This window comes from Micromonospora parva (genome assembly GCF_000718515.1).
Taxonomy (GTDB): Bacteria; Actinomycetota; Actinomycetes; order Mycobacteriales; family Micromonosporaceae; genus Micromonospora; species Micromonospora parva.
The window spans coordinates 46,093-68,894 of sequence record NZ_JNZS01000022.1; the positions used below are offsets into that span (position 1 = coordinate 46,093).

Consider the following 22,802-nt stretch of genomic DNA (forward strand, 5'->3'; position numbering starts at 1 on the left):
CACCACCACCGACACGAGGACCACGCACATGCTGCTCGACCCCGGGATGGACCTCACCCTGCGCCCGATGCGCTACCCGCACTTCTTCGACCGGTTCCGCGACGCCATCCGCAACACCTGGACCGTGGAGGAGGTCGACCTGCACGCCGACCTCGCCGACCTGGACAAACTGTCGCCGGCCGAACGGCACCTGGTCAGCCGCCTGGTGGCGTTCTTCGCCACCGGCGACACGATCGTCGCCAACAACCTGGTGCTCAACCTCTACCAGCACGTCAACAGCCCCGAGGGCCGCCTCTACCTGTCCCGGCAGCTGTTCGAGGAGGCGGTGCACGTCCAGTTCTACCTCAACCTGCTCGACACGTACGTGCCCGACGAGACGGAGCGCTTCGAGGCCTTCGCGGCCATCGAGAACATCCCCTCGATCCGGCGCAAGGCCGAGTTCTGCTTCCGCTGGATCGACTCGCTGGGCGACCTGCGGGAGCTGCGGACCCGCGACGACCGGCGGACGTTCCTGCTGAACCTGATCTGCTTCGCCGCCTGCATCGAAGGGTTGTTCTTCTACGGCGCGTTCGCCTACGTCTACTTCCTGCGCTCGCGCGGCCTGTTGCACGGCCTCGCCTCCGGCACCAACTGGGTGTTCCGCGACGAGTCCATGCACATGGCGTTCGCGTTCGACGTCGTCGACACCGTCCGTGCCGAGGAGCCGGACCTGTTCGACGACGACCTCGCCGACCAGGTCCGGCAGATGCTCACCGAGGCCGTCGAGTGTGAGGTGCAGTTCGCCGAGGACCTGTTGGGTCGCGGCGTGCCCGGTCTGACCCTGGTCGACATGCGGGAGTATCTCCAGCACGTCGCCGACCGCCGCCTCGCCCAGCTCGGCATCCCGGCGCACTACGGGTCGAGCAACCCGTTCGGGTTCATGGAGTTGCAGGACGTGCAGGAGCTGTCCAACTTCTTCGAGCGGCGGGTGTCGGCGTACCAGGTCGGGGTGAGCGGCGCCGTCGCCTTCGACGACGATTTTTAGGCGGCAACCGATCCGGGGGCCTGGCGTCGCTTGGTGAGCCACCGCATCACGTGCAGGGGGTGCGACGCCGGGTCCTGGATCGGGTGGAAGACGTGTTCGACAACGCCGTCGGCAATGATCAACGTCAGCCGCTCGTAGAGTGTCATGTCGCCAGCGGTACGGGTCGGCAGGCGCAGCGCGGCGGCCAGGGTCAGCCTCGGGTCGGGGATCAGCGGGTAGGGCAGCCGCAGCCGGTGCGCGAGTTCCCGCTGGTAGCCGGTCGACTGCGCGGACAGGCCGTACACCCGGGCGGCGCCGGCCGCGCGGAGTTCCGCGTGGTGGTCGCGGAACCAGGCGGCCTGCTCGGTGCTGCCGCGGGCACCGTGGATCTCCAGCAGCCCGTTGGGCAGGTCGACGCCGGGCCGCCCGGTCAGTGGGTAGACGAAGATGACGCTGCGCCCGGCGCCGAGCGCGCCGAGATCGACCGGGCGGCCGTCGGTGCCGTAGAAGGACAGCGGTGGCAGTCTGACGCCGACCAGCGCGGTGGGGTCGGCGCCCTCGGCGCGACTGCCGGGTACGACCTGGGTCGCGGCGGCGTCCAGGCGGGCGTCCAGCGCGTCCCGCTGGGCGGTCAACCTGCCGATCCGTTCCTGCAGGTTGCCGATGGTGCTGCGGTAGGTGGCCACCGCCGCCGCGCACACGTCGGTGTCGTCGGCACCACCGGCGATCGACTCGACGAACGGGCGGGTCTCCTCCACGGTCAGGCCGAGCGCCATCAGCTCGCGGATCTGGGCCACCAGCCGTACGGCGATCGGGTCGTACTCCCGGTAGCCGTTACTCAGCCGCCGGGGCACGACCAGGCCGGCCGACTCGTAGTACCGCAGTGCCCGGACCGTGGTTCCGGTCCGCCGTGCCAACTCACCCACCCGCATCCCGCGACCTTAAACCCGCACCCCGGGGTACGGGTCAACGTGTCCATCGTCGCGGTGTCAGAGCCGCCGTTTCCTGCCAGTCTGGCTGCGAACAGGCAGCTTGAGCAGGGAGTGTGTGATGACGGCAATCAGTCGGGTGCGGGCTCGGCAGATCCTCGACAGCAGGGGCAACCCGACAGTGGAGGCCGACGTGGTCCTCGCCGACGGGTCGACCGGTCGGGCGGCCGTGCCGTCCGGAGCGTCGACGGGGGCGAACGAGGCGGTCGAGCTGCGCGACGGGGACCGGACGCGTTTTCACGGCAAGGGGGTCGGCAGTGCCGTCGCCGCGGTCAACGGCGAGATCGCCGACGCGGTGCTCGGGCTCGACGCGGAGGACCAGGCCCTGATCGACGAGACGATGATCGACCTCGACGGTTCCAAGGACAAGGGTCGACTGGGTGCCAACGCGATCCTGGCGGTGTCCCTGGCGACCGCGAAGGCGGCGGCGTCGGCCCACCGGCAGCCTCTGTACCGCTACGTCGGTGGCGTCGGCGCCCGCCTGCTCCCGGTGCCGATGATGAACATCATCAACGGCGGCGCCCATGCCGACAATCCGCTCGACTTCCAGGAGTTCATGATCGCCCCGGTCGGCGCGCAGACCTTCGCCGAGGCGGTCCGGATGGGCTCGGAGGTCTTCCACACGCTGAAGGCCTCCCTGGCCGCGGCCGGGCACAGCACCAACGTCGGTGACGAGGGCGGCTTCGCGCCGAACGTCACGGACGCCGACGAGGCACTGCGGTTCGTGCTGCACGCCATCGAGGACACCGGTTACCAGCCTGGCGCCGACGTGCGGATCTGCCTCGACCCGGCCAGCTCGGAGTTCTTCCACGACGGCGTCTACGACTACGTCGGCGAGGGACGCCGGCGCACCGTCGAGGAGCACATCGACTACCTGCTCGACCTGGTCTCCCGGTACCCGATCAGCTCGATCGAGGACCCGATGGCCGAGGACGACATCACCGGCTGGAAGCGGCTGACGGCGGCGGCGGGGGAGCGCGTGCAGTTGGTCGGCGACGACGTGTTCTGCACCGACGTCGACCGGCTGCGCGACGGGATCGACGGCGGTTACGCCAACGCGATCCTGGTCAAGGTCAACCAGATCGGCACGCTCACCGAGACCCTGGCGACGGTGGACGCCGCCCACAAGGCCGGGTACCGGGTGGTGATGTCGCACCGCTCCGGCGAGACCGAGGACACCACCATCGCCGACCTGGCCGTCGGCGTCGGTTGCGGGCAGATCAAGACCGGTTCCCTGTCGCGCTCGGACCGCACCGCCAAGTACAACCAGCTCATCCGCATCGAGGAGGAGCTCGGCGAGCGCGCCCGCTACGCCGGTGGCCGCTGACGGCGGTGCGACTACCGTCGACTGGCGCACACCACACAGGTACGCGCTGACGGGCGGGCGGCGAGACGCTCGGCGGGAATGGGACGCAGACACCGTTCGCACACCCCGTAGCTGCCGTCGTCCACCCGTCGCAGCGCGACGTCCAGCTCGGCCAGGCGTCGGCGGGTGGCGTCCAGGACGGCGATGAGCTGCGCGCGTTCGAAGGCGATCGTGGTGCCCTCGGGGTCGTGTTCGTCGTCGGCGTTGGACGACCGGGACGCCTCGAAGAGGCTCCGCAGGTCGCCCTCCAGGGCGGTGGCCTGAGCCTCGGTCTGCGCGCGCAGCCGTTGCAGTTCCTCACGCGGGTCACTGGTCATCGCCGTTCCACGGTACTGCTACATGACGTTGCGGGTGTGCAGCGCGGAGAGCGCCGCCGCCTCGTCGGGCCGGAAACCCAGCCGGACGAGGCGGCGCTGGCGGCCCTGGTCCATGGCGTGTTGCAGACCCCGCACCCGGTCGAAGCCGGCGGACACGTCGTCCGGACGCCACCCACCCGCCGCGAGCGTCGGATCACCGTCCGGTGCGGGCGTTGTCCCGGTGCGGTCGGCTGTGCCCGTCGTCCCGGTCGATGCGCAGCTCACGTTCCAATTCGGTGATGACCGCCCGTAGGTCGTCCAGCCGTTGGGTGAGCGCGATCCGGTCCACCTCGTCCGGTACGCCGTCGCCGTCCTCGTCGTACCCGGGCGCCAGTCGCTCGGTCATCTCCAACCGGCGGGCCTCCTCCATCGAGTTGACGATGACCGCGATGAGGATGTTGAGCAGCAGGTTGACGGTGATGACCACGTAGCTGACGTAGTAGAGCAGCGTCCATGGTGAGATCGCCATGCCCTGCTCGATGAGGTCCGGAAGCGTCTCCAGCGACAACAGCACGAACAACGTCAGCAGCGATCGGCCGATGTCGCCGTACTCCTCCGGATACCGGTTGCCGAAGATCAGCCAGCCGGCCATGCCGTACACGTAGAGCGTCACCACGGCCAGGGCCAGGAACCCGGTGACACCCGGCAGGCTGCGCCACAGCGCGGAGACGATGGTCCGCAGGCCCGGCGAGAACCGCACCAGGCGGACCATGCGGGCGACCCGCACGACCCGCAGCAGCGCCGGGTCGCCGTGCAGGCCCGGGATGAAGATCGCGGCGATCACCACGAAGTCGAAGACGTTCCAGCCGTGCCGGAAGAAGTCCTGCGGGCGCTTGCCGTACGCGGCCAGCCGGATGGCGATCTCGACGACGAAGACGGCCCGGAAGAGCACCTCCAGCCAGTGCAGCGCGGCGCCCGCCGGGCTCAGGTTGTCGTAGGTCTCCAGGCCGAGAACGATGCCGTTGGCGAGGATGACCACGACGATGGCGATCTCGAAGGGGCGGGACCGGGCGAGTCGGTCGCAACGGTCGGCCCAACCCGGCTGGTGCCGCTGTGGGGTGGCCGGTCCACCCCGTGGGGCGGGCACGGGTGCGTCGCTCACCAGGTGGCCGGCTCGATCGGGCGCGCCGAGCAGGTGGCCCACCTCCGGCCGTCGTCATGGCGGTGCCGATGGTGTGCGGGCATGCCCACCAGCCTAGCCAAGATCAATGACAGTGGTCGACCACGCCGCCTCGCGGCGACGACCCGACTGGCGAACGGCGATTGCCGTTTAGTGTGGATCGGTGAGTGACGTACCGCCGCGCGTCGGCGACGGCGACCCCGACCGGCAGCCGATCTGGAGCAGGCCCGAACGGGGCAGCCGTGGCCCCGCTCCGGCGCGCAGCCGGGACAGCATCGTCGCCGCCGCCATCGCGCTGGCCGACGCCGAAGGGCTGGCCGCGGTGTCGATGCGCGCCGTGGCCGCCGCGCTCGGCACCGGCGCCGGCTCCCTCTACCGCTACCTGTCGTCCCGCGACGACCTGCTGGACCTGATGACCGACCGGGCGGTGCGGGAGTTGCGCCCGTACCCGCGGGTGGAGGGCGACTGGCTGGCGACGATGGTGCTGTTGGGCCGCCGGCAGTTGGCGCTGTTCGGCGCCCATCCGTGGTTGCTCGACGTGTTCCACCGGCCGTCCGGCATCGGCCCGGAGACCCTGGCCTGGTTCGACAACTGCATCGAAGTCCTGGAACCCGTGCGCTGCCCGGTGGCCGCCAAGTTCGAGGCCATCGCGATGATGACCGGCGTGGCCAGCCTCTTCGCCCGTCAGGAGTCCGCCGCCGGGGCGTTCAGCTTCGCCGGGGTGGACCTGGCGGCGTACCCGCACCTGGTCGCGGCGTTCGGTCAGCCCTCCGGGCCGACGCCCCGGGCGGACCTCGTCGAGCGGACCCTGCGCGGTCTGCTGACCGGCCTGCTGCTCGCCGAGCCGACCGAGGCGGGGTGACCGGGTCACGCAGCGGTGGTGAGGTACCGGCGGTAGCCGAGGGCGGACTGCGTGAAACCGACTGACGCGTAGAACTGGTGGGCGTCGGTGCGCGCGGCGTTCGACACCAGTTGGACCTTGTAGCAGCCGGCCGCCGTCGCGTCGTCGAGCGCCGCCAGCACGAGGGCCCGGGCGACGCCACGACGGCGCCATCCGGGCGCGACCACCACGTTCTCCACCACCATGTACGGTCGCGCGCCGTGGGTGAGGTTGGGGGCGACGAGGGTGTCCAGGGTCCCCACGAAGGTGTCCCCGGCGACGGCCAGCAGGAGGCGGCGGCCAGCCTGCGCGTGCAGGTCGCGCCAGGCGCTGGCCAGCCGGGAGGAGTCCGGCCGCGGGTCGCCGGGGGCGAGCTGCCACAGCACGTCGAAGACCCGCTCGGGGTCGTCCTGCTCGACGGCGGCGCGGACGACGACGTCGCCGCTCACCGGACCGACCCACAACGGTCCAGGTTGGACAGCGCGGGATCCCGGCGTGGCGACCCGGCGTGTCGGCGGACCCGGTCATTGACGTGCCTGAGCATGCCGCCGAGGATACCCGGGCAGCAGCTGCCCGGGTGGCGACGGCGACCGGGCCCCGCCGCCCTCCTCGCTGCTGAACCCCGTCAGCCCCGCGCGGCCCGGATGGCGTCGCGCAGCGGAGTGCTCGGCCGGCCGAGTAGCCGGCTGAGGTCGTCGCTGTCGGTCGCCAACTCGCCGTCGGCGATCGACTGGTCGAGCGCGGCGACGAACCCGGCGGTGCCGGCGTCCAGGCCGACGTTCTCCAGGGCCGAGGCCAGCTCGGCCGCGGACATGTCCTGGTGCACGACGGTGGTGCCGGTCACCTCGGTGACGGCGTCGGCCAGTTCGTCGAACGTGAACGCGGCACCGCCCAGTTCGTAGACGGCGTTGCCGTCCTGCTCCCCGGTCAGCGCCGCCACGGCGGCCCCCGCGTAGTCGGCCCGGGTCGCGGCGGAGATCTTGCTGCCGCCGCTGGCGCCGAGGATCGTGCCGGAGCCCAGGTACTGCGGCAGCTGGTCGGTGTAGTTCTCGGTGTACCAGCCGTTGCGCAGCACTGTGTAGGTCAGCCCGGACGCGGCGAGGACCTCCTCGGTGGCCTTGTGCTCCGGGGCGAGCGGGTTCGCTGTGGTGTCGGCCTTCAGGATGCTGGTGTAGACGAGACGCTCCACACCGGCGAGCTTGGCCGCGTCGATGACCGCCGTGTGCTGCGCGACGCGCTGACCGGGAGCGTCGCCGGAGATGAGCAGCAGACGGCGTACGCCGGCCACGGCGCCGGGCAGCGTCGACGGGTCGTCGTAGTTGGCAGTGCGGATCTCGACGCCCCGCGCGGCCAGAGCGGCGGCCTTCTCCGGGCTGCGGACGATGGCGGCGATCTCGGCGGCGGGTACGCGGCTGTCGAGCAGTTGCTCGATCACCAGGCGGCCCAGTCGGCCGGTGGCGCCGGTGACGGCGTAGGTGGGCATGCGAACCTCCGAGGCTGGTGGCTTACCTGCAAGCACTTACTAATCTATAGCACTTATCATAGGTAAGCGTAGGTTAGGCTGGTGAGGTGAGCGACAGGCCGGCCCAGGACCCGGCGGGGCCTACCCAGGAATTCGTCAGCGATGTCTTCGCGCGGGGCTGCACCTCCCGTGCCGCCTTCGAGGACGTCACCTCGAAGTGGGCCTCGCTGGCCCTGTTGGCGCTCGGCGAGGGCCGCTACCGGTTCAACGCGCTGCGGCGACGCATCGACGGGGTCAGCGAGCGGATGCTCTCCCAGACCCTGCAGACCCTCGAACGCGACGGAATGCTCACCCGCGAGGTGCTCACCGCGATCCCACCGCGGGTCGAATACTCGTTGACCCCCCTCGGTGCCCGGGTCGCCGAGCAACTTCGTGGCCTCGCCGACCTGCTGGAGGCCTCGGTGCCCGAGTTGCAGACCGCCCGCGACAGAAACGACCGCGACCGAGGCTGACTCTCAGGTGTTCAGCGTCTCGCGCGGCGGCACGCCGTAGCTGGCGTGGTACCGCGCGGTGAACCTGCTGTGGCTGGCGAACCCCCACCGGCTGGCGATCGCCGAGACCGTCTCCTGGCGCGGGTCGGCGCGTACCAGGTCGTGGTGTGCCCGAACGAGCCGGATCCGACGCAGGTAGGCCATGGGGGTGGTGCCGAGATGACGGCGGAAGGCGAGTTGCACCGCCCGCAGGGAGACGCCGGCCGCACCGGCGATGTCGACCGCGCTGATGTCCCGATCGGCGTGCTCCTCCAGAAACGCGATGGCCCGGCGCAGCGTGGCGGTGGTGGCGTCGTTCCGGTCCGCGGCGGTCGGCTCGGTGAACGCGGTGTTGGGGAAGACCGCGAGCGCCGCCGCCGCCAGCATCCGGGCGGCGTTGCCGATCACCAGCGATTGCGCCCCGTCGGCTGGGCTGTTCAACACGACGTCGCGGACGAAGCTCGTGGTGTTGCGCCACTGCCGGGCGAGGGCCGTACCGGCGGCACCCAGCTCGGTGAACTCGATCCGACCGGGCCGGCGGGCCGGCGCGGTGGTGGCCACCTGCGCCAGCACCGACAGATCCAGTACGCACAGCTCCACCTCACCGGGATGCCACTGGACTGTGCACGGCTCGTCCGGCCTGGTGACGAGGAAGACCTCGCCGGGGCCGAACCGGTGGGTCGATCCCGCGCAGGAGCGACTGCCGCGCGCGGTGTTGGCGCGACCGATGACCAGCCCGCCGAGGGCGCTGGCATCGATTTCGAGGTGCCCGGTCTGTCGGGTGGTCGCGAGGGCGAAGGGAGCGGTGTCGACGCGCTGGTGGGTGAGCCGGTATCCGTTCCGGCTCTGAATGCGCAGCTTCGGGTCGTAGGTGGCGGACAGGAATTCCTGGATGGCCGACGGGTCACTGCTGTCGAACCGGTGGGTCTGCACTGGCGATGACGTCATCCGCTGTCTCCGTCCGGTGAAGGTGCCGCCGGGTGGTGGAACGCGTGTCGACGGCAGGATCGGGACGTGCCGGGGTGCGCGGCGGTGACCCGGCACGTCGGTGGCCGGCGGTGCGGTGGAACGTCGCGAGCGGGACGGCAGCGACCGGTTGAGGGCGTCGGATCTGGTCTGACGATTCGTGACGCTGGGATGCAATATCCGTGGATGGGAATGTCACCATACGACAATCACTCGCTCGCCGTCCCGCCAATCACCTCGGTGTGTCGGCAGCTCGACTTCGTTTTCCGGCTAGCCCGTCGAACGGTTCTACGTCTGCTGTCCTAGCCACCCTCGCGGCCGACAGCGAAATCTTGTTCATGATTCGTCGGAGGATGATCGTGGCACCGCCGGGAGACCGGCCCACGAAGGGGGGAAGCGTTGGACAGTACTGATCCTGACCGCGTCGTTCGGCTGGCCGTGGGCGAGGCGCTGGCCCGGGTGGCGGACGAGGACAGCCTGGGCCTGGGCGAGGGGGACGCGCTGGAGCGGCTCGGGGGTGGGCTGCGCGCGGTGCTGCGCCGCGCACTCGACGACCGGGTGCCGCTGACCACGCCGGACTTCGTCGACCTCTGCCGCGACCTGGGCCTGAACCGTGACGCCTTCGACCTGCTGGGGCACTACCTGATGACCGCGTTGCTGACCCAGCAGGTCGGACCGGACGCCCTGATTCGCGTCGGCGTGCTCTTCGGCACCGTCGGGCGCTACCTGCCCGGCGCCCGTCCGCCAGCCCACCGCAACGAGGGTCCCGCGATGCGGCGGCGCGACGTGCGTTCGGACAACAGTGTCGTCGGTCGGTACCGCCGCGCCAAGCTGCCGGAGCACCTCCCCAACCCGCCGAGCTGGACCTGCACCGGCTGCGGCCGCGAGTGGCCCTGCGCCACCAAGCAGAGCCAACTGCTCGCCGAGTTCGGTGGAGCGCGCGCCTCCCTCGCGGTCTACCTCGGCTCCTGCCTTGTCGCCGCCGCCGAGGACCTGCCCACGCTGCCGCTGCCTCGGGTCCGGCACCGGTTCCTCGGCTGGTTGCCGCGCGCCCGGATCTGACCGGCCCGCTGCCACCGCCCGGCTCCCCACCGGTCGGAGCAGGGTGTTCATCGTGAGCACCGGCTGCGTACGGCGGGTGTTCACCGGCCTCTTCAAGGCTCCTTGATCGAAAGAGCATTCTCTTGATCGAGGAGAGGCAACACGTGTCAGACAGGCATTCCGAAGAGACCGAGCACCCGCAGCTGTCCCGGCGCAAGCTGGTCAAGTACGCGGGCGTCGGCGCGACGCTGGCCGCGGCCAGTCCCCTGGTCGGTGCCAGCGCGGCGTGGGCCGAGGAGGACCGCCGGCCGGGCGACGACGACAAGGCCGACCGGGGCAACTCCAGGAACCGGGCGTGGCGCGCGGGCGACCACCACATCCACTCCGAGTACAGCGGCGAGTTCGACACCACGAAGTCCCCGATCGTCTTCCACAAGGGCGCGGACGCGGTCTACCCGATCGTCACCAACGCCATCATGGCGAAGAACTTCGGCCTGACCTGGGCGATGTGCACCGACCACGGTGGACCGACCCACTCAAAGGTGAACATCGAGCAGGCGTATCCCGACCTGCTGCGTTCCCGCAAGCTCGTCCCCGAGGTGCTCCAGTTCTGGGGCATGGAGTTCGACGCGCCCTCGCTGGACCACCACACGCTGATGATCCCGCGCCACGACGACGAGGCGAAGCAGCTCTTCGAGTTGGAGAGCCGGTTCGCCAAGTACGACGCGTTCCCCACCGACCCGACCCGGGACACCGAGGCGAAGATGGTGGAGTTCCTCAAGGTCGCCCGGGGCATGCCGCACAAGCCGCTGGTGATCGCCCACCACGCGTCCCGTTCGGCGCCGGGCCTCGGCGTCTACGGCCAGGACACCCCGCGCGAGTTCCGCAACGGCAACAACGCCGCGCCGGACGTCTACATCGGCTTCGAGGGCGCACCCGGGCACCAGGCCGGCCCGCTCAATGGCGGGGCGCGCGGCGGGTACGGCAACCACCCCACCTACGGCGGCTTCGACCAGATGACCGCCCGGGTCGGTGGGCTGTGGGACTCACTGCTCGGCGAGGGCCGGCGCTGGTGGATCACCGCCACCTCGGACTCGCACGTGCACTGGACCCGTGGTGGGTCCGACTTCTGGCCGGGGGAGTACAGCAAGACCTACGTGCACGCCCGCCAGGACTACGGCGACATCATGGACGGCCTGCGCAACGGCCGGATCTGGGTCACCACCGGTGACCTGATCCGCAGCCTCGACGTCACCGCCACGTCCCAGGGCAAGACCGCCGAGGTGGGCGAGACGATCACGGTGAGCCGTCGGAGCCGTACCGACGTCGACATCGAGATCACCTTCCGCCCGCTGGGTGGGGTGAACGCGAACGGCGACCGGCCCGAGGTCCGCCGGGTCGACCTGATCGTCGGCCAGATCACCGGCCCGAGCGCCAGCCTGGACGCCGACACCAACCCCACCACCAAGGTGGTGGCCCGGTTCGGCCCGCGCGACTGGCGTCGGCAGGGCGACAGCTACGTCATCCGGCACACCCTGCGCAACGTCGAGGCGGACACCTACGCGCGGGTGCGTGGCACCAGCACGGACGAGGCCGAGCCGCTCGCCGACGGCCTGGAGAGCCCGTGGGACGACCTGTGGTTCTACTCGAACCCGGTGTTCGTGCACGTGCGCTGACCGGGCGGGTTGACGACACCGCGGGTCACTCGGCACCGCTCGACAAAGGACGTCGGGCGGTGCCGGGCGGCCCGTCGGTCAGCTGTCCGAGCCGGTGCTTCGGCGGGTTCGGGGGGAGGCGGCTCGTCCGCTTCGCGCCGCCGCGGCACCGGTCCGGCGGGCAGTGGGCGACGCCGGCTCGGGGTGCACCTCGGTCACCACCTCACAGAGGTCACGCAGCGGGTCCGCCGCCTGGGCCGAGCAGGCGACCTTCTGCAACAGGGACCGCAGCGTCGCCGACTCGGGCGGCGTGAGGGCCCCCAGCAGATGCGACTCGACCTGCCGCAGTGCCGCTCGCCGCTGCTCCCACGCGGCACGGCCGGCGTCGGTGACCTCGATCAGCCGGTTGCGTCGGTCGGCCGGGTCCGCGCGACGGGCCACGAAGCCGGGCCCCTCCAGGTCATCGATCAGGTACGTGAGGACGGTGCGGTCGATGCCGATCTCCTCGGCGATCGCGCCCTGGTTCCGGGCCGGCCCGTTGATCGCCGCGGTGAGCAGCTGGTAGCCACGAGGGCCGCCGGGGAAGTCGGTGAGCGCGTGCTCGGCCGCGCGGACGTAGCCGCGGAAGACGATCCCGAGCATCCAGCCCAGGTCGTCGTCGAGCGGATCGGGCCGGCCCGGCCGGTGAGTGGCACCCGTCATCCCCCGACAATAGCGCAGTGAGTCAGACCTTGATGGCAGCAGAAGTTCTGTGTGACATAAGGTTAAGGTCACGACGCATCAGCCGACGCGTCGGGCGAATCGGGAGGCTCGCAGATGAGCGACTACGGCCACGACCTGGTCTTCGGATCCTTCGTCACGCCCAGCGCAGGCGATCCGGACCGTACGGTCGGCGTCGCCGTCCTGGCCGAGCAGGTCGGGCTGGACCTGGTCACCTTCCAGGACCACCCGTACCAACCGGCGTTCCTCGACACCTGGACCCTGCTGAGTTTCGTCGCGGCCCGCACCCACCGGGTGCACCTCGCGGCGAACGTGACGAACCTGCCACTGCGCCCGCCCGCGGTGCTCGCCCGCAGCGTGGCCAGCCTGGACCTGCTCAGCGGTGGCCGGGTCAGCCTCGGCCTCGGGGCGGGGGCGTTCTGGGACGCCATCGTGGCGATGGGCGGCCGGCGGTTGACCCCCGGCGAGGGTGTGCGAGCGCTGACGGAGGCCATCGAGGTCATCCGTCAGCTCTGGGACGTCGAGACGCGCGGCGGAGTGCGGGTCGACGGCGAGTTCTACCGGGTGGTGGGCGCCAAGCGCGGACCCGCCCCAGCCCACCACACGCCGATCTGGCTGGGCGCGTACAAGCCCCGGATGCTCCAGCTCACCGGCCGTCGGGCCGACGGCTGGCTGCCCTCGCTGGGCTACCTCCAGCCCGGCGACCTGGCCAAGGGCAACGCGATCATCGATGACGCCGCGCGGGAGGCCGGCCGCTCACCGCGGGACGTGCGCCGGCTGCTCAACATCGCCGGACAGTTCTCGGCCGTCGGACGCGGCCCGTTGGACGGGCCCGCCGAGCAGTGGGCCGAGGAGCTGGCCGAGCTGGCGGTGGAGGACGGCGTCGGCACCTTCATCCTGGCCAGCGACGACCCCGACGACCTGCGCCGCTTCGCCGGCGAGGTCGCCCCCGCCGTCCGCGAGCTGGTCGCGGCCGAACGGGAGCAGGGCGCGGCACCGGGGCGTACGCCAGGACAGCCGGAGCCGGAGCCGGAGCCGGAGCCGGTCGTCGCGGCGCCGGTGCGGGGGAGCCGCGCCACCGCGACCGGCGGCGCGTTCGCCGTGGTGCCGACCCCCGACGACGGTGTGCGGCGAAGCGAGCGGCGGGTGTGGGACGAGTCGACCCGGCCGAGCGGGCCCGCGCCGGACCCGGAGCGCACCTACACCCCGCAGGAGCAGGCCACCGGTGCGCACCTCGTGCAGATCCACGACGGTCTGCGCGCCGAGCTGGCCCAGATTCACGACCTGATCGACCAGGTGGCGGCCGGCGAGATCGACGCCGGCGCGGCCCGCTCCCACATCAACACGATGACCATGCGGCAGAACCGGTGGACGCTCGGCGTCTACTGCGAGTCGTACTGCCGCATCGTCACCACCCACCACACCATCGAGGACCAGTCGTTCTTCCCCCGGTTGCGGGCGCGCGACCCTCGGCTCGGCCCGGTGGTCGACCGGTTGGAGCAGGAGCACCACGTCATCCACGACGTGCTGGAGGGCGTCGACCGGGCGCTGGTCGCGTACGTCGGGTCCCCGGACGGCCTCGCCGAGCTGCGGGCGGCGGTGGACCTGCTGACCGACGCTCTCCTGTCGCACCTCAGCTACGAGGAGCGGGAGTTGGTCGAGCCGTTGGCGCGGTTGGGCATCGCCTGATCGGCGGGGCGCCGCAGCGGCGGGGGTTCCCCGATCTGATCTGAGAGGCTACTCTCGAAACATGTCTCTCAAGAATCCGTACGGGGATTTCGAGATCACCGAACCGCAGGCGCTCCGGGCGCTGGCCCATCCGGTCCGGCTGGCCATCCTCGACCGCCTCCAGCGGCACGGGCCGGCCACCGCCACCGGGCTCTCGCCGCACGTCGGGGCCACCCCGTCGGTGGTCAGCTGGCACCTGCGACACCTCGCCACGTTCGGCCTGGTCGTCGACGCGGAGGGCACCGCCAGCAAGCGTGAGCGCTGGTGGCAGGCCGCGGCCCGGGGCTTCCGCTTCGAGCTGCCCGACGACGCCGAGGGGCAGGCCGCCGGCCGGCAACTCCGCGGCGAGATGTTCGCCAGGGCCGCCGAGGCGCCACAACAGTGGCTGCTGCACGACGAGCCCCGGCTGGACGCGCAGTGGCGCGGCGTGGCCGGCGTGGCCGACACCCGGTTCGTGGCCACCCCCGAGGAGCTTCAGCAGTTGGAGGCCGCCATCGAGGAACTGCTCGCCCCGTACGTGCGGCGCAAGGACGACGACACGTCGCCGACCGACGCGCGAACCGTGCGGATGCTGCGCTACCTGCTGCCCGAACCCGGCGACGACCCGGCCGCGTCATGACCGCCACCGCCACCGCCACCGCGCCGCCCCTGCACCGCGACCGGCGGTTCCGCACCTTCTGGATCAGCGAGACGATCTCCCAGTTCGGCGACCGGATCAGCGAACTGGCCCTACCGCTGATCGCCGTCACCCTGCTCACCGCGACACCCGTGCAGGTCAGCGTCCTCACCGCGTTGATCTGGCTGCCCAACCTGCTGGGCCTGATCCTGGGTGCCTGGGTGGACCAGCGCACCCACAAACGCCGACTCCTGATCATCGCGGACCTGATCCGCGCCGCGGTGCTGCTCAGCCTGCCGGTGGCCTACCTGTTCGACGCGATCACCCTCACCCAGCTCTACCTGGTGGCACTGCTCACCGGCGTCGGGGCGGTGCTCTTCGCCATGGCGCGTCAGGCGTTCTTCGTCGCCCTGGTGCCGCGCTCGGCGTACGTCGACGCGACCAGCAAGCTCAGCATGAGCCGGTCGCTGTCCTTCATCGCCGGCCCGGCAGTCGGCGGTGGGCTGGTCCAGGCGCTCAGCGGCCCGGTCGCGATCGTCGTCGACGCGGTGTCCTTCCTCGGCTCCGCGATGCTGCTCAGCCGCATCCCGGTGACCGAGCCACCGCCCCCGCCCCGTCGGACGTCGACGTTCGGCCTGGTCCGCGAAGGGCTGGTGCTGGTGCTGCGGCACCCGGTGCTGCGGGCCGCCCTCGGCTGCACCAGCACCGTCAACTTCTTCACCTTCATCGCCAGCGCGTTGCTGGTGCTCTACGCCAGCCGTGACCTCGGCCTGTCGGCCGGCGCGATCGGCATCGCCTTCGGGTTCGGCGCGCTTGGCGGCTTCGCGGGCGCGGCGCTCGCCCCACGGATCTCGCGCGCGATCGGCCTGGGCCGCACCGCCATGATCGGCGCGGTGCTCTTTCCCGCACCGCTGGCACTGACCGCTCTGGTGTCCGGACCCACCTGGGCGAAGGTGGCCATGCTGGCGGCCATCGAGCTGGTCTCCAGCGTCGGCGTGATGCTGATGGACGTGAACCTCAACGCCCTCCTCACCGCCGTGACACCCGACGACGCGCGAGGACGTCGGGCCGGCGCCTACAGCGCCGTCAACTACGGCATCCGACCGCTCGGCGCGCTGGTCGGTGGCGCGTTGGGCACCACCATCGGGCTACGGCCCACCATGGTCATCGCCGGCCTGGGGGGCGTGCTCGCCGTGCTGTGGTTGCTCGCGTCACCGGTGCGCCAGATCAGAACCCTCGACGAACCGGCGGCCTGACCACAGGGGCGGGGCCCGGTCGCGCCGCCGGGCTCGCGCCCCGAACGGGCGGCGCCTGTGCGCGGATCGCGCCACCGGGTCAGGCGACCTCCGCCAGCAGCACCCGGGCCAGCTCGGCGGGCTGGGAGAACATCGGCCAGTGGCCGGTGTCCATCGTGACGAGTCGCCAGTGGTCGCTGGTCAGCAGCGAGGCCACCGTGTCGTTGGGCTCTGGCCCGTCGAGCAGGCACTTCACGTACGTCGCCGGCAGCTCACCCAGTGGTCGGCTCAACACGGCCGGCTCGGTCAGCGTGCCACCCGGGTGTGGAGTGGACCCCTCCACCAGGCGCGCGATCTGCCCGTCGGTGAGACCCTGACCGTCGAGATCGGCAGCGCCGAGCGGAGCCCAGTGCCCGCCGTTGTCGGCGAGCTGCGCCTCGAAGGTCGCCTGGCCCTGCCACCAACCGGAGGCGAACGACCCGCCGTCGACAGGCACCTCGGAGTCGACGAAGACCACCCGGGTCAACCGGTCACCGATCCGCTCGGCGGCCTGACCCACCGGGATGCCCGAGTAACTGTGCCCGACCAACACCACGTCGCGCAGGTCGCGGCGCTCGATCTCGTCGACGATGTCCCGCACGTGGGTCTGCTGCCCGGCGGGCACCTCCCGCCGCTCGGCGAGACCGGAGAGGGTCAGCGGGTGGGTGCCGTGGCCGGCCGCCCGCAGCGGCGGGACCACCTCGTCCCACGCCCACGACCCCAACCACGCCCCCGCCACCAACACGAAATCAGCCATGGCGCGGAGCCTAACGGCGACCTGCGACAGGTCGGCGGCTCACGACTTCTGCCGGCCTCGGTCGGCGGACACCTGCGGCGGAACCCGCCGCCGGCGGCACCCACCGCAGCTGGCCACCGGGGGCCGCCGAACAGTCAGACGTGGTCGCGCGGGGGCGGCCCGGCCTCGACGGGCATCCGGTAGATGTGCACCGGGTAGTCGACGGCCGACCGCCCGCCGTCGAGCCCGGCGGTCAGGTGCAGCTGGGCCGCCGGCATCCAGAGCCGGGCCTCGGCGTCGATCCACATCGCGTCCACCCACGCCAGCCGGGGATCGGCGACCAGCGTCCGGACGCTGCGGTCGGGTGCGAGGGCGAGGACACGTCGTCGTTCCACGTCGCTGAGGTAGATGGTGCCGGTGGCGTCGATGGCAGTGCCACCGGTGCTGGGTGTCTCGCACCACCGTTCGACCCGCCGGGCCAGCTCGTCGGCGGACACCGACGGATCGTCCAACCAGCGGGTGGCGATCCGGGACATCCCGCCGGAGGCCGGCTGGTAGTAGAGCCAGCGACCGTCCGGCGACACCTCCAGCTGGTCGACGTGCAGGCGTACCTCGGCACCGTCCGGGTCACGCAGCACGCGACCGTCGGCGACCAACGGCCCGCCCACCGTGCTCGGATGCCCGTCCAGCACCCGCCGGGACCGACCCGAGTCGAGGTCCAGCACGATGATGCCGGCGGCCCCGGCGTCGCTGAGGTACGCCACCGGGCCGTTGAACCGGACATCGTCGACGTAACTGTCCGGGTGGACCGCCTCGTCGAGGTGGTAGACCCGATCCACCTGGTCGCCGTCGAGGTTCACCACGATCAGCCGAGCGCCGCCCGGCACCTGCGCGGAGCCGAGCTGGGGCGTGCCCGAGTCGACGATCCACAACCGGCCGTCCGGGCCGACGCGCAAGCCGTTGACGTGCACGAACGCCCCGTCCGGCGGCTGGTCGGCGCGATTCCACGCGGCGTCGGGGTACGGCTCACGCCGGCCGTCCGGCAGCGCCTCGACCACCTGCACGCCGGGCCGGTCCGCCGACGGGTAGCTGAGAAACACCCGCCCGCGCACTGTTGTCACACCGGTGCACACCCGGCTCTCGTGCAGCACCGACGTCAACCGGGGAGCCTCCTCGGTGGGCAGCGACGACATCGACCCGCTCCTCACCCGCCCGCCGGCGTCCTCGGCTCACGCCGGTGCCGACGGCTCCGGCCGTTCGGCGCGGTATCCCCGGCGCCTGCCGGCCGAAACCGCCGGTCGCAGGGCACCGCTGATCGCACGGCACGCCGGTTGCGGGGCACCACCGCCGACGGTCAGCCGCCCGCAGGCAGCGCCCGGCGCTCAGCCGGTCGGCGGTGCTGGCGGGCCGACCCGGCCCGCGAGCCGCTTCGGGGCCATCACGCAGTAGCTCTCGGTGAGCAACTCACCCACCTCCTCCCAGTCGGTGTCCCCGTCCACGATCATGCCCAGCACGTTCGCAGCCCAGTCCGGTTTGTAGAACGGGTGGCCCACGCCGAGGAGCCCGGCGATCTCGTCGAGGGGCGACCGGAAGGTCAGCAGGCAGGCGGGCCGGTCGAGGGCGGCAGCCCGGGCGTGGACCGGCTGACGGTCGGTGTCGACGGTGAGCACGTGGGCGAAGGTCCGCTTGCGGATGCGCCAGCGGATGCCCACCCAGGCGGGCTCTTCGTAGGTCTCCGGCAGCCCGAGGCAGATCGGCCGCAGCCGGTCGAGGACCTCGGGTGGGACGTCTCCAGGTGCGGTCACGGGCAACGACGCTAACCGGTGGGTGTGACAAGTCCCGCCCGTCGAACCCGGGCCGGGCCGGTGGTGCGGGCCCTGCCGATCGGCCAGGATGGGCGGGGCGACACTGGGCCGTCGCCCCGCCCACCCCCCGTGCCCGCTGAGGAGTGCCGTGCCGTCCACCCTGCTCTCCCGCCGTGACCTCGACTTCCTGCTGCACGAGTGGCTGCGGGTGGCCGACCTCGTCGAGCGCCCCCGCTACGCCGAGCACTCCCGGGAGACCTTCGACGACGCCCTGGACCTCGCCGAGCGGGTGGCCACCGAGCAGTTCGCCCCGCACAACCGGGCCGCCGACCTCGCCGAGCCGACCTTCGACGGGCAGCGGGTGCGGCTGATCCCGCAGGTCCGGGCGGCGTTGGACAGCTTCGCCGAGACGGGCCTGCTCACCGCCGGGCTGGACGCCACCGTCGGTGGCCTGCAACTGCCGCACGCGGTCGCCGCGGCCTGCTTCACCTGGTTCCAGGCCGCCAACGTGGCCACCTCCGCGTACCCGTTCCTCACCCTGGGCAACGCCAACCTGCTGCTGGCGCACGGCAGTCCCGAGCAGGTGGACACGTACGTGCGGCCCATGTTGGACGGTCGGTTCTTCGGCACCATGTGCCTGTCCGAGCCGCACGCCGGCAGCTCACTGGCCGACATCACCACCCGCGCCGAGCCGCAGGCGGACGGCACGTACCGGCTCTTCGGCACCAAGATGTGGATCTCCGGTGGTGATCACGAGTTGGCGGAGAACATCGTCCACCTGGTGCTGGCCCGCATTCCGGGCGCGCCGCCCGGGGTCAAGGGCATCTCGCTGTTCATCGTGCCCAAGGTGCTGGTCGGCCCGGACGGGTCGCTCGGCGACCGTAACGACGTGGTGTTGGCGGGGCTCAACCACAAGATGGGGTTCCGGGGCACCACGAACACCCTGCTCAGCTTCGGCGACGGCGCGCACACCCCGGCCGGTCGCCCCGGAGCGGTCGGGCATCTGGTGGGCGCGCCCCATCAGGGTCTCGCGCAGATGTTCCACATGATGAACGAGGCCCGGATCGGGGTCGGGGCCGGCGCGACCGCGTTGGGTTACACCGGCTACCTCAAGAGCCTGGCGTACGCGAAGGAGAGGCCACAGGGCCGGCCGGTCGGCGCGAAGGACCCGGCCACCGCACAGGTGCCGATCATCGACCACCCCGACGTACGACGGATGCTGCTGGCCCAGAAGAGCTACGTGGAGGGGGCGCTGGCACTGGTGCTCTACTGCGCGCGGCTGCTCGACGAGCAGAAGACCGCACCTTCCGAGGCCGACCGCGAGCGTGCCCACCTGCTGCTGGACGTGCTCACCCCGATCACCAAGAGTTGGCCGTCGCAGTGGTGCCTGGCCGCCAACGACCTGGCGATCCAGGTGCTCGGCGGCGCTGGCTACACCCGTGACCACGACGTGGAGCAGCACTACCGGGACAACCGGCTCAACCCGATCCACGAGGGCACCCACGGCATCCAGGCGCTGGATCTGTTGGGGCGCAAGATGACCATGCAGGGCGGCGCTGGTCTCGTCCTGCTGACCGCGACGATCGGCGACACGGTCGAGCGGGCCCGGCAGGCCGGGGGCGAGGCCGCCGCGCTGGCGGGCCGGCTGGCGGCGGCGGTGGACCGGGTCACCGCTGTCACCGGTCGACTGTGGGCCGACGGTGATCCGGTGCTGGCGCTGGCCAACGCCAGCGCCTACCTGGAGGCCGTCGGGCACGTGGTGATCGCGTGGATGTGGTTGGAGCAGGTGCTGGCGCTGCCGCCGGAGGGGGCCGGCGACGCGTTCCACGCCGGCAAGCGGCAGGCCGCCCGCTACTTCTTCACCGTCGAGCTGCCCCGCACGGGGCCGCAGTTCGACCTGCTGGAGAGCCGGGACCGGACCACGCTCGACATGCGGCCGGACTGGTTCTGACCGGTCAACGTCGTCGGGACTGGTGGTTCATGGCCTGCCGCCCCTTGACGACGCCCCAGACGATCACGATCACCAGTGCGATCACACCGATGATGACCAACCAGCGGACCGCTTCGAGAAACAACCCGAGCAGGATCAGGATACCGGCGACCACGCCGACGACCCAGAGCAGTGCACGCATGTCGACCTCCCGTAACCGGCCGCGCCTGGTGCGGCCGACCCGGGTACACGTTCCCCGTCCGGACGGCACCATGCCGATTGATCGACTCGGGTTCCCCGCGGTGGTGGGCCCGGCGCGCCGCGACACCTTGAGGTCCTGATGCGCGGGTCGATCCGGGGCGCTCAGCCGTCGGCGCGCGCCACGTAGACGGTGTTGGCCGACTCGCCACCGGTCAGCGGGTTGGCGAACGGCACGACGTGCGCCCGCACGTCCACGAACACCTCGGTGAGCGACGCGGTGAACTCGGCGTCCGGCGGGTCGTCCGACCAGAGCGCGAAGACACCCCCGGGCCGCAGCAGGGCGGCCAGGCGGCGTAAACCGGCCGGCGGGTAGAACGCCGCGTGGCTCGGGTGCAGGACGTTGCGGGGGGAGTGGTCGACGTCGAGCAGCACGGCGTCGAAGCGTCGACCGGGCACCTCGCTGTCGAAACCGGTGTCACCGGCGACCGCCGCGAAGAAGTCGGCCTGCACGAAGCGGGTCCGGGGGTCCTCGGCGAGCCCCGCCGCGAACGGCAGCAGCCCGCGCCGGTGCCAGTCGATCACGTCCTCGATCGCCTCCACCACGAGCAGTGAGCGCACCCGGGGGTCGCCCAGCGCCGCGCAGGCGGTGTAGCCCAACCCGAGACCGCCCACCACCACGTCGAGCGAGTCACCGGTCACCTCGGCGAGGCCGAGCCGGGCCAGCTCGATCTCCGCGACCGGGAAGAGGCTGGACATCAGATACTCGTCGTCGAGCTTGACCTCGTACACCTCGACCTGGAGTGCCGGGTCCCGGCGCCGGCGCAGGCTGATCGCGCCGATCGGAGTCTCCCGCCAGGCCAGCTCTTCGAAACGCGCGCCCACGGGTGCCCTCTCGCCGCCGGATTCGTCCCCGGATGGTACCGGTTGCCCCGCCACCGACGGCCACGCAGGGTCCACGGGACATCGACGCAGCGCATATCCTGTGCCCGGCCGATCCACCGGAGGGGACTCATGCCGTCGCGGCAGGACCAGCTGCACTCCTACCAGTTCAGCGTCCAGCGGGCGGTCGCCGCCCTGGTCATGCGGGAGACCGATCCCGCGCAGTCGCCGTTTCGGCGGCTGGCCGGTGCCGGCCTGGCCAGCGTCCTGGTGGCGGCGATCGGGCTCGGCGGTTTCGCCCTCTACGGGCTGTTCGCCGGCGGCGGCAAGGGGTGGCGTGACCCGGGCGCGGTGATCGTGGAGAAGGAGTCCGGCGCCCGGTTCGTCTACCGCGAGCAGAAGCTGCACCCGGTGCTCAACTACGCCTCGGCGCTGCTCATCGTCGGCGCGGACCGGTCGAAGACCGTGCTGGTGTCCCGGCGCACGATCGACGGGGTGCCGCGCGGGCTCCCGTTGGGCATCGCCGACGCCCCCGACTCGTTGCCCGCCCCCGGCCGGCTGGCCGCCACGGCGTGGACGGTCTGCTCGACGATCCCGGCCGGTGCGGGCGCCCAGGGGCCCCGCTCCGCGTTGCTGATCGGCACCGAACCCGACGGTGGCCGGCCGCTGGGCGACGACGCGCTGCTGCTGCGCCACCCCGACGGCGGGCTGCACCTGGTCTGGCATCAGCGGCGTTACCTCGTCCGCGATCCCAGCCGGGTGCTGGCGGCGCTCGCCACCACCCGGGCGCAGGCGGTTGCGGCGGCGCCGGCACTGCTCAACTCGCTGCCCGCCGGCGTCGATCTCGCCCCGCTCGACCTGCCCGCGCTGGGCCAGCCGGCTTCTCGGGTGCCGGGCGCCGCGATCGGCACCGTCTACCTGGTGAGCAACTCCGGTGGCGGTCGGCAGTACGCGGTGGCGCTCGACGCCGGCCTGGCCGGCATCACCGAGTTGCAGGCGGGGCTGTTGCTGGCCCGCACCGGGCAGGTCGCGCCGGTGCCGATGACGTTGGGCCGGTTCGCCGCGCTGCCCACGGTGCCCGATCTCGCCCCGACCGGTCCGAACGCCCCGCCGCCGGTCCCGCCCCGGCTCGCGAGCGCCGACGGCGGCGCGCTCTGCACCCGCGTCGGCGACGACGGCGGGGTGGGTGAGGTGCGCTGGGGCGTACCGCTGCGGGACCTGACGGCCGTGCCGCGCACCGCGCCGACCGGCGGCGCGGTGCTGGCCGACCATGTGGTGGTGGAGCCGGGCCGCGGCGCGGTGGTCGAGGCCGCGGCGGCGCCCGGCGCGACCGGGGGCGCGGTCTCCGTGGTCACCGACCTGGGCCGGCGGTACGTGCTGGCAGACCGGGAGGTGCTGCCGATGCTCGGCTACCGCGACGTGCGACCGGTGCGGCTGCCGGCTGGGCTGGTCAGCCTGGTGCCCGCCGGCGCCACCCTCGACCCAACGGCCGCCCGAGCCGCCCCCACCCCCAACTAACCCCCAGCCCCACCCCCACCGCAGCCT

24 protein-coding genes are annotated in these 22,802 nt (G+C 71.9%); 11 read left to right on the plus strand and 13 right to left on the minus strand.

Annotated features, from left to right (window positions below):
- Positions 1 to 28 precede the first annotated feature (28 nt).
- Complete coding sequence (locus IF22_RS0125740; protein WP_030336311.1) at positions 29 to 1,024, plus strand: ribonucleotide-diphosphate reductase subunit beta; 996 nt, start codon at positions 29 to 31, stop codon at positions 1,022 to 1,024.
- Here the strand turns inward: IF22_RS0125740 and IF22_RS0125745 are convergent.
- Positions 1,021 to 1,935 carry a MerR family transcriptional regulator gene (locus IF22_RS0125745; RefSeq protein WP_036412304.1) on the minus strand — a complete coding sequence of 305 codons (915 nt, stop codon included), beginning with the start codon at positions 1,933 to 1,935 and terminating at the stop codon, positions 1,021 to 1,023. The genes IF22_RS0125740 and IF22_RS0125745 overlap by 4 nt on opposite strands.
- A 118-nt stretch (positions 1,936 to 2,053) precedes the next feature.
- Here IF22_RS0125745 and eno point away from each other — a divergent pair, with 118 nt between their 5' ends.
- Complete coding sequence (gene eno, locus IF22_RS0125750) at positions 2,054 to 3,319, plus strand: phosphopyruvate hydratase (RefSeq protein WP_030336315.1); 1,266 nt, start codon at positions 2,054 to 2,056, stop codon at positions 3,317 to 3,319.
- An 11-nt stretch (positions 3,320 to 3,330) separates the two neighbouring features.
- Here the strand turns inward: eno and IF22_RS0125755 are convergent, their stop codons facing one another.
- From IF22_RS0125755 to IF22_RS0125765, 3 genes are read right to left on the minus strand one after another with little or no spacing between them, the layout of a single operon-like run.
- A complete protein-coding gene (locus IF22_RS0125755; RefSeq protein WP_030336317.1) occupies positions 3,331 to 3,675 on the minus strand; it encodes a TraR/DksA family transcriptional regulator in 345 nt (114 codons plus the stop codon).
- Positions 3,676 to 3,693: 18 nt separating this feature from the next.
- Positions 3,694 to 3,831, minus strand: coding sequence for a hypothetical protein (locus tag IF22_RS34705; protein ID WP_167337341.1), 138 nt, complete (start codon positions 3,829 to 3,831; stop codon positions 3,694 to 3,696).
- Positions 3,832 to 3,868: 37 nt separating this feature from the next.
- Positions 3,869 to 4,816, minus strand: a complete 948-nt coding sequence (locus IF22_RS0125765; RefSeq protein ID WP_030336319.1) for an ion transporter — start codon at positions 4,814 to 4,816, stop codon at positions 3,869 to 3,871.
- Between the two features lie 181 nt (positions 4,817 to 4,997).
- Between IF22_RS0125765 and IF22_RS0125770 the strand changes: the two genes are divergently transcribed.
- A complete protein-coding gene (locus IF22_RS0125770) occupies positions 4,998 to 5,696 on the plus strand; it encodes a TetR/AcrR family transcriptional regulator (RefSeq protein WP_030336321.1) in 699 nt (232 codons plus the stop codon).
- A 5-nt stretch (positions 5,697 to 5,701) separates the two neighbouring features.
- Here IF22_RS0125770 and IF22_RS0125775 read toward each other — a convergent pair whose 3' ends face one another.
- Positions 5,702 to 6,163 (minus strand): GNAT family N-acetyltransferase, encoded by a 462-nt coding sequence (locus IF22_RS0125775; RefSeq protein WP_030336323.1) that lies wholly within the window; start codon positions 6,161 to 6,163, stop codon positions 5,702 to 5,704.
- A 176-nt stretch (positions 6,164 to 6,339) separates the two neighbouring features.
- On the minus strand, positions 6,340 to 7,197 hold the full coding sequence (locus IF22_RS0125780) for an SDR family oxidoreductase (RefSeq protein WP_030336324.1): 858 nt from the start codon (positions 7,195 to 7,197) through the stop codon (positions 6,340 to 6,342).
- An 86-nt stretch (positions 7,198 to 7,283) separates the two neighbouring features.
- Here IF22_RS0125780 and IF22_RS0125785 point away from each other — a divergent pair, with 86 nt between their 5' ends.
- A complete protein-coding gene (locus IF22_RS0125785; RefSeq protein ID WP_030336326.1) occupies positions 7,284 to 7,688 on the plus strand; it encodes a winged helix-turn-helix transcriptional regulator in 405 nt (134 codons plus the stop codon).
- A gap of 3 nt (positions 7,689 to 7,691) precedes the next feature.
- Here IF22_RS0125785 and IF22_RS34015 read toward each other — a convergent pair whose 3' ends face one another.
- Positions 7,692 to 8,654 carry a helix-turn-helix transcriptional regulator gene (locus tag IF22_RS34015; RefSeq protein ID WP_081884010.1) on the minus strand — a complete coding sequence of 321 codons (963 nt, stop codon included), beginning with the start codon at positions 8,652 to 8,654 and terminating at the stop codon, positions 7,692 to 7,694.
- A 417-nt stretch (positions 8,655 to 9,071) separates the two neighbouring features.
- On the opposite strand from IF22_RS34015, the gene IF22_RS36050 reads away from it, so the two are divergent.
- Together IF22_RS36050 and IF22_RS0125800 are read left to right on the plus strand one after the other, a co-directional pair.
- Positions 9,072 to 9,734, plus strand: coding sequence for a hypothetical protein (locus IF22_RS36050; protein ID WP_245233737.1), 663 nt, complete (start codon positions 9,072 to 9,074; stop codon positions 9,732 to 9,734).
- A 143-nt stretch (positions 9,735 to 9,877) separates the two neighbouring features.
- Complete coding sequence (locus IF22_RS0125800; RefSeq protein ID WP_030336332.1) at positions 9,878 to 11,389, plus strand: CehA/McbA family metallohydrolase domain-containing protein; 1,512 nt, start codon at positions 9,878 to 9,880, stop codon at positions 11,387 to 11,389.
- 78 nt (positions 11,390 to 11,467) lie between these two features.
- On the opposite strand, the gene IF22_RS0125805 is transcribed toward IF22_RS0125800, so the two are convergent.
- Positions 11,468 to 12,070 carry a MarR family winged helix-turn-helix transcriptional regulator gene (locus IF22_RS0125805; protein ID WP_030336334.1) on the minus strand — a complete coding sequence of 201 codons (603 nt, stop codon included), beginning with the start codon at positions 12,068 to 12,070 and terminating at the stop codon, positions 11,468 to 11,470.
- A 114-nt stretch (positions 12,071 to 12,184) separates the two neighbouring features.
- Here IF22_RS0125805 and IF22_RS0125810 point away from each other — a divergent pair, with 114 nt between their 5' ends.
- The 3 genes from IF22_RS0125810 to IF22_RS0125820 all read left to right on the plus strand — a co-directional run bounded on the left by IF22_RS0125810 (position 12,185) and on the right by IF22_RS0125820 (position 15,688).
- The gene (locus tag IF22_RS0125810) at positions 12,185 to 13,777 is read left to right on the plus strand and encodes an LLM class flavin-dependent oxidoreductase (RefSeq protein WP_030336338.1); all 1,593 of its coding nucleotides are present in this window, start codon (positions 12,185 to 12,187) and stop codon (positions 13,775 to 13,777) included.
- A gap of 61 nt (positions 13,778 to 13,838) precedes the next feature.
- Positions 13,839 to 14,435, plus strand: a complete 597-nt coding sequence (locus IF22_RS0125815) for an ArsR/SmtB family transcription factor (RefSeq protein WP_030336341.1) — start codon at positions 13,839 to 13,841, stop codon at positions 14,433 to 14,435.
- Positions 14,432 to 15,688, plus strand: a complete 1,257-nt coding sequence (locus IF22_RS0125820; RefSeq protein ID WP_030336343.1) for an MFS transporter — start codon at positions 14,432 to 14,434, stop codon at positions 15,686 to 15,688. The genes IF22_RS0125815 and IF22_RS0125820 overlap by 4 nt, the downstream gene beginning before the upstream one ends.
- A 79-nt stretch (positions 15,689 to 15,767) precedes the next feature.
- Here IF22_RS0125820 and IF22_RS0125825 read toward each other — a convergent pair whose 3' ends face one another.
- The 3 genes from IF22_RS0125825 to IF22_RS0125835 form a co-directional block, all read right to left on the minus strand.
- Positions 15,768 to 16,463 carry an alpha/beta fold hydrolase gene (locus IF22_RS0125825; protein ID WP_030336345.1) on the minus strand — a complete coding sequence of 232 codons (696 nt, stop codon included), beginning with the start codon at positions 16,461 to 16,463 and terminating at the stop codon, positions 15,768 to 15,770.
- 134 nt (positions 16,464 to 16,597) lie between these two features.
- Positions 16,598 to 17,635 carry an L-dopachrome tautomerase-related protein gene (locus IF22_RS0125830; RefSeq protein ID WP_030336347.1) on the minus strand — a complete coding sequence of 346 codons (1,038 nt, stop codon included), beginning with the start codon at positions 17,633 to 17,635 and terminating at the stop codon, positions 16,598 to 16,600.
- Between the two features lie 189 nt (positions 17,636 to 17,824).
- On the minus strand, positions 17,825 to 18,247 hold the full coding sequence (locus IF22_RS0125835) for an MmcQ/YjbR family DNA-binding protein (RefSeq protein ID WP_030336350.1): 423 nt from the start codon (positions 18,245 to 18,247) through the stop codon (positions 17,825 to 17,827).
- A gap of 148 nt (positions 18,248 to 18,395) precedes the next feature.
- Here IF22_RS0125835 and IF22_RS0125840 point away from each other — a divergent pair, with 148 nt between their 5' ends.
- On the plus strand, positions 18,396 to 20,198 hold the full coding sequence (locus IF22_RS0125840) for an acyl-CoA dehydrogenase (RefSeq protein WP_030336352.1): 1,803 nt from the start codon (positions 18,396 to 18,398) through the stop codon (positions 20,196 to 20,198).
- Positions 20,199 to 20,202: 4 nt separating this feature from the next.
- Here the strand turns inward: IF22_RS0125840 and IF22_RS35505 are convergent, their stop codons facing one another.
- Positions 20,203 to 20,379, minus strand: a complete 177-nt coding sequence (locus IF22_RS35505) for a hypothetical protein (protein WP_167337342.1) — start codon at positions 20,377 to 20,379, stop codon at positions 20,203 to 20,205.
- Between the two features lie 161 nt (positions 20,380 to 20,540).
- Positions 20,541 to 21,260, minus strand: a complete 720-nt coding sequence (locus IF22_RS0125850) for a polyamine aminopropyltransferase (protein WP_030336355.1) — start codon at positions 21,258 to 21,260, stop codon at positions 20,541 to 20,543.
- A 129-nt stretch (positions 21,261 to 21,389) separates the two neighbouring features.
- Here IF22_RS0125850 and eccB point away from each other — a divergent pair, with 129 nt between their 5' ends.
- Complete coding sequence (gene eccB, locus IF22_RS0125855) at positions 21,390 to 22,775, plus strand: type VII secretion protein EccB (protein ID WP_030336362.1); 1,386 nt, start codon at positions 21,390 to 21,392, stop codon at positions 22,773 to 22,775.
- Positions 22,776 to 22,802 lie beyond the last annotated feature (27 nt).

Coding starts and splice junctions, on each gene's coding strand:
- IF22_RS35505 (WP_167337342.1), bottom strand. CDS start 20,379: ATGCGTGCACTGCTCTGGGTCGTCGGCGTGGTCGCCGGTATCCTGATC.
- IF22_RS0125815 (WP_030336341.1), top strand. CDS start 13,839: ATGTCTCTCAAGAATCCGTACGGGGATTTCGAGATCACCGAACCGCAG.
- IF22_RS0125740 (WP_030336311.1), top strand. CDS start 29: ATGCTGCTCGACCCCGGGATGGACCTCACCCTGCGCCCGATGCGCTAC.
- IF22_RS0125825 (WP_030336345.1), bottom strand. CDS start 16,463: ATGGCTGATTTCGTGTTGGTGGCGGGGGCGTGGTTGGGGTCGTGGGCG.
- IF22_RS0125820 (WP_030336343.1), top strand. CDS start 14,432: ATGACCGCCACCGCCACCGCCACCGCGCCGCCCCTGCACCGCGACCGG.
- IF22_RS0125805 (WP_030336334.1), bottom strand. CDS start 12,070: ATGACGGGTGCCACTCACCGGCCGGGCCGGCCCGATCCGCTCGACGAC.
- IF22_RS0125830 (WP_030336347.1), bottom strand. CDS start 17,635: ATGTCGTCGCTGCCCACCGAGGAGGCTCCCCGGTTGACGTCGGTGCTG.
- IF22_RS0125755 (WP_030336317.1), bottom strand. CDS start 3,675: ATGACCAGTGACCCGCGTGAGGAACTGCAACGGCTGCGCGCGCAGACC.
- IF22_RS34015 (WP_081884010.1), bottom strand. CDS start 8,654: ATGACGTCATCGCCAGTGCAGACCCACCGGTTCGACAGCAGTGACCCG.
- eccB (WP_030336362.1), top strand. CDS start 21,390: ATGCCGTCGCGGCAGGACCAGCTGCACTCCTACCAGTTCAGCGTCCAG.
- IF22_RS0125745 (WP_036412304.1), bottom strand. CDS start 1,935: ATGCGGGTGGGTGAGTTGGCACGGCGGACCGGAACCACGGTCCGGGCA.
- IF22_RS0125810 (WP_030336338.1), top strand. CDS start 12,185: ATGAGCGACTACGGCCACGACCTGGTCTTCGGATCCTTCGTCACGCCC.
- IF22_RS0125780 (WP_030336324.1), bottom strand. CDS start 7,197: ATGCCCACCTACGCCGTCACCGGCGCCACCGGCCGACTGGGCCGCCTG.
- eno (WP_030336315.1), top strand. CDS start 2,054: ATGACGGCAATCAGTCGGGTGCGGGCTCGGCAGATCCTCGACAGCAGG.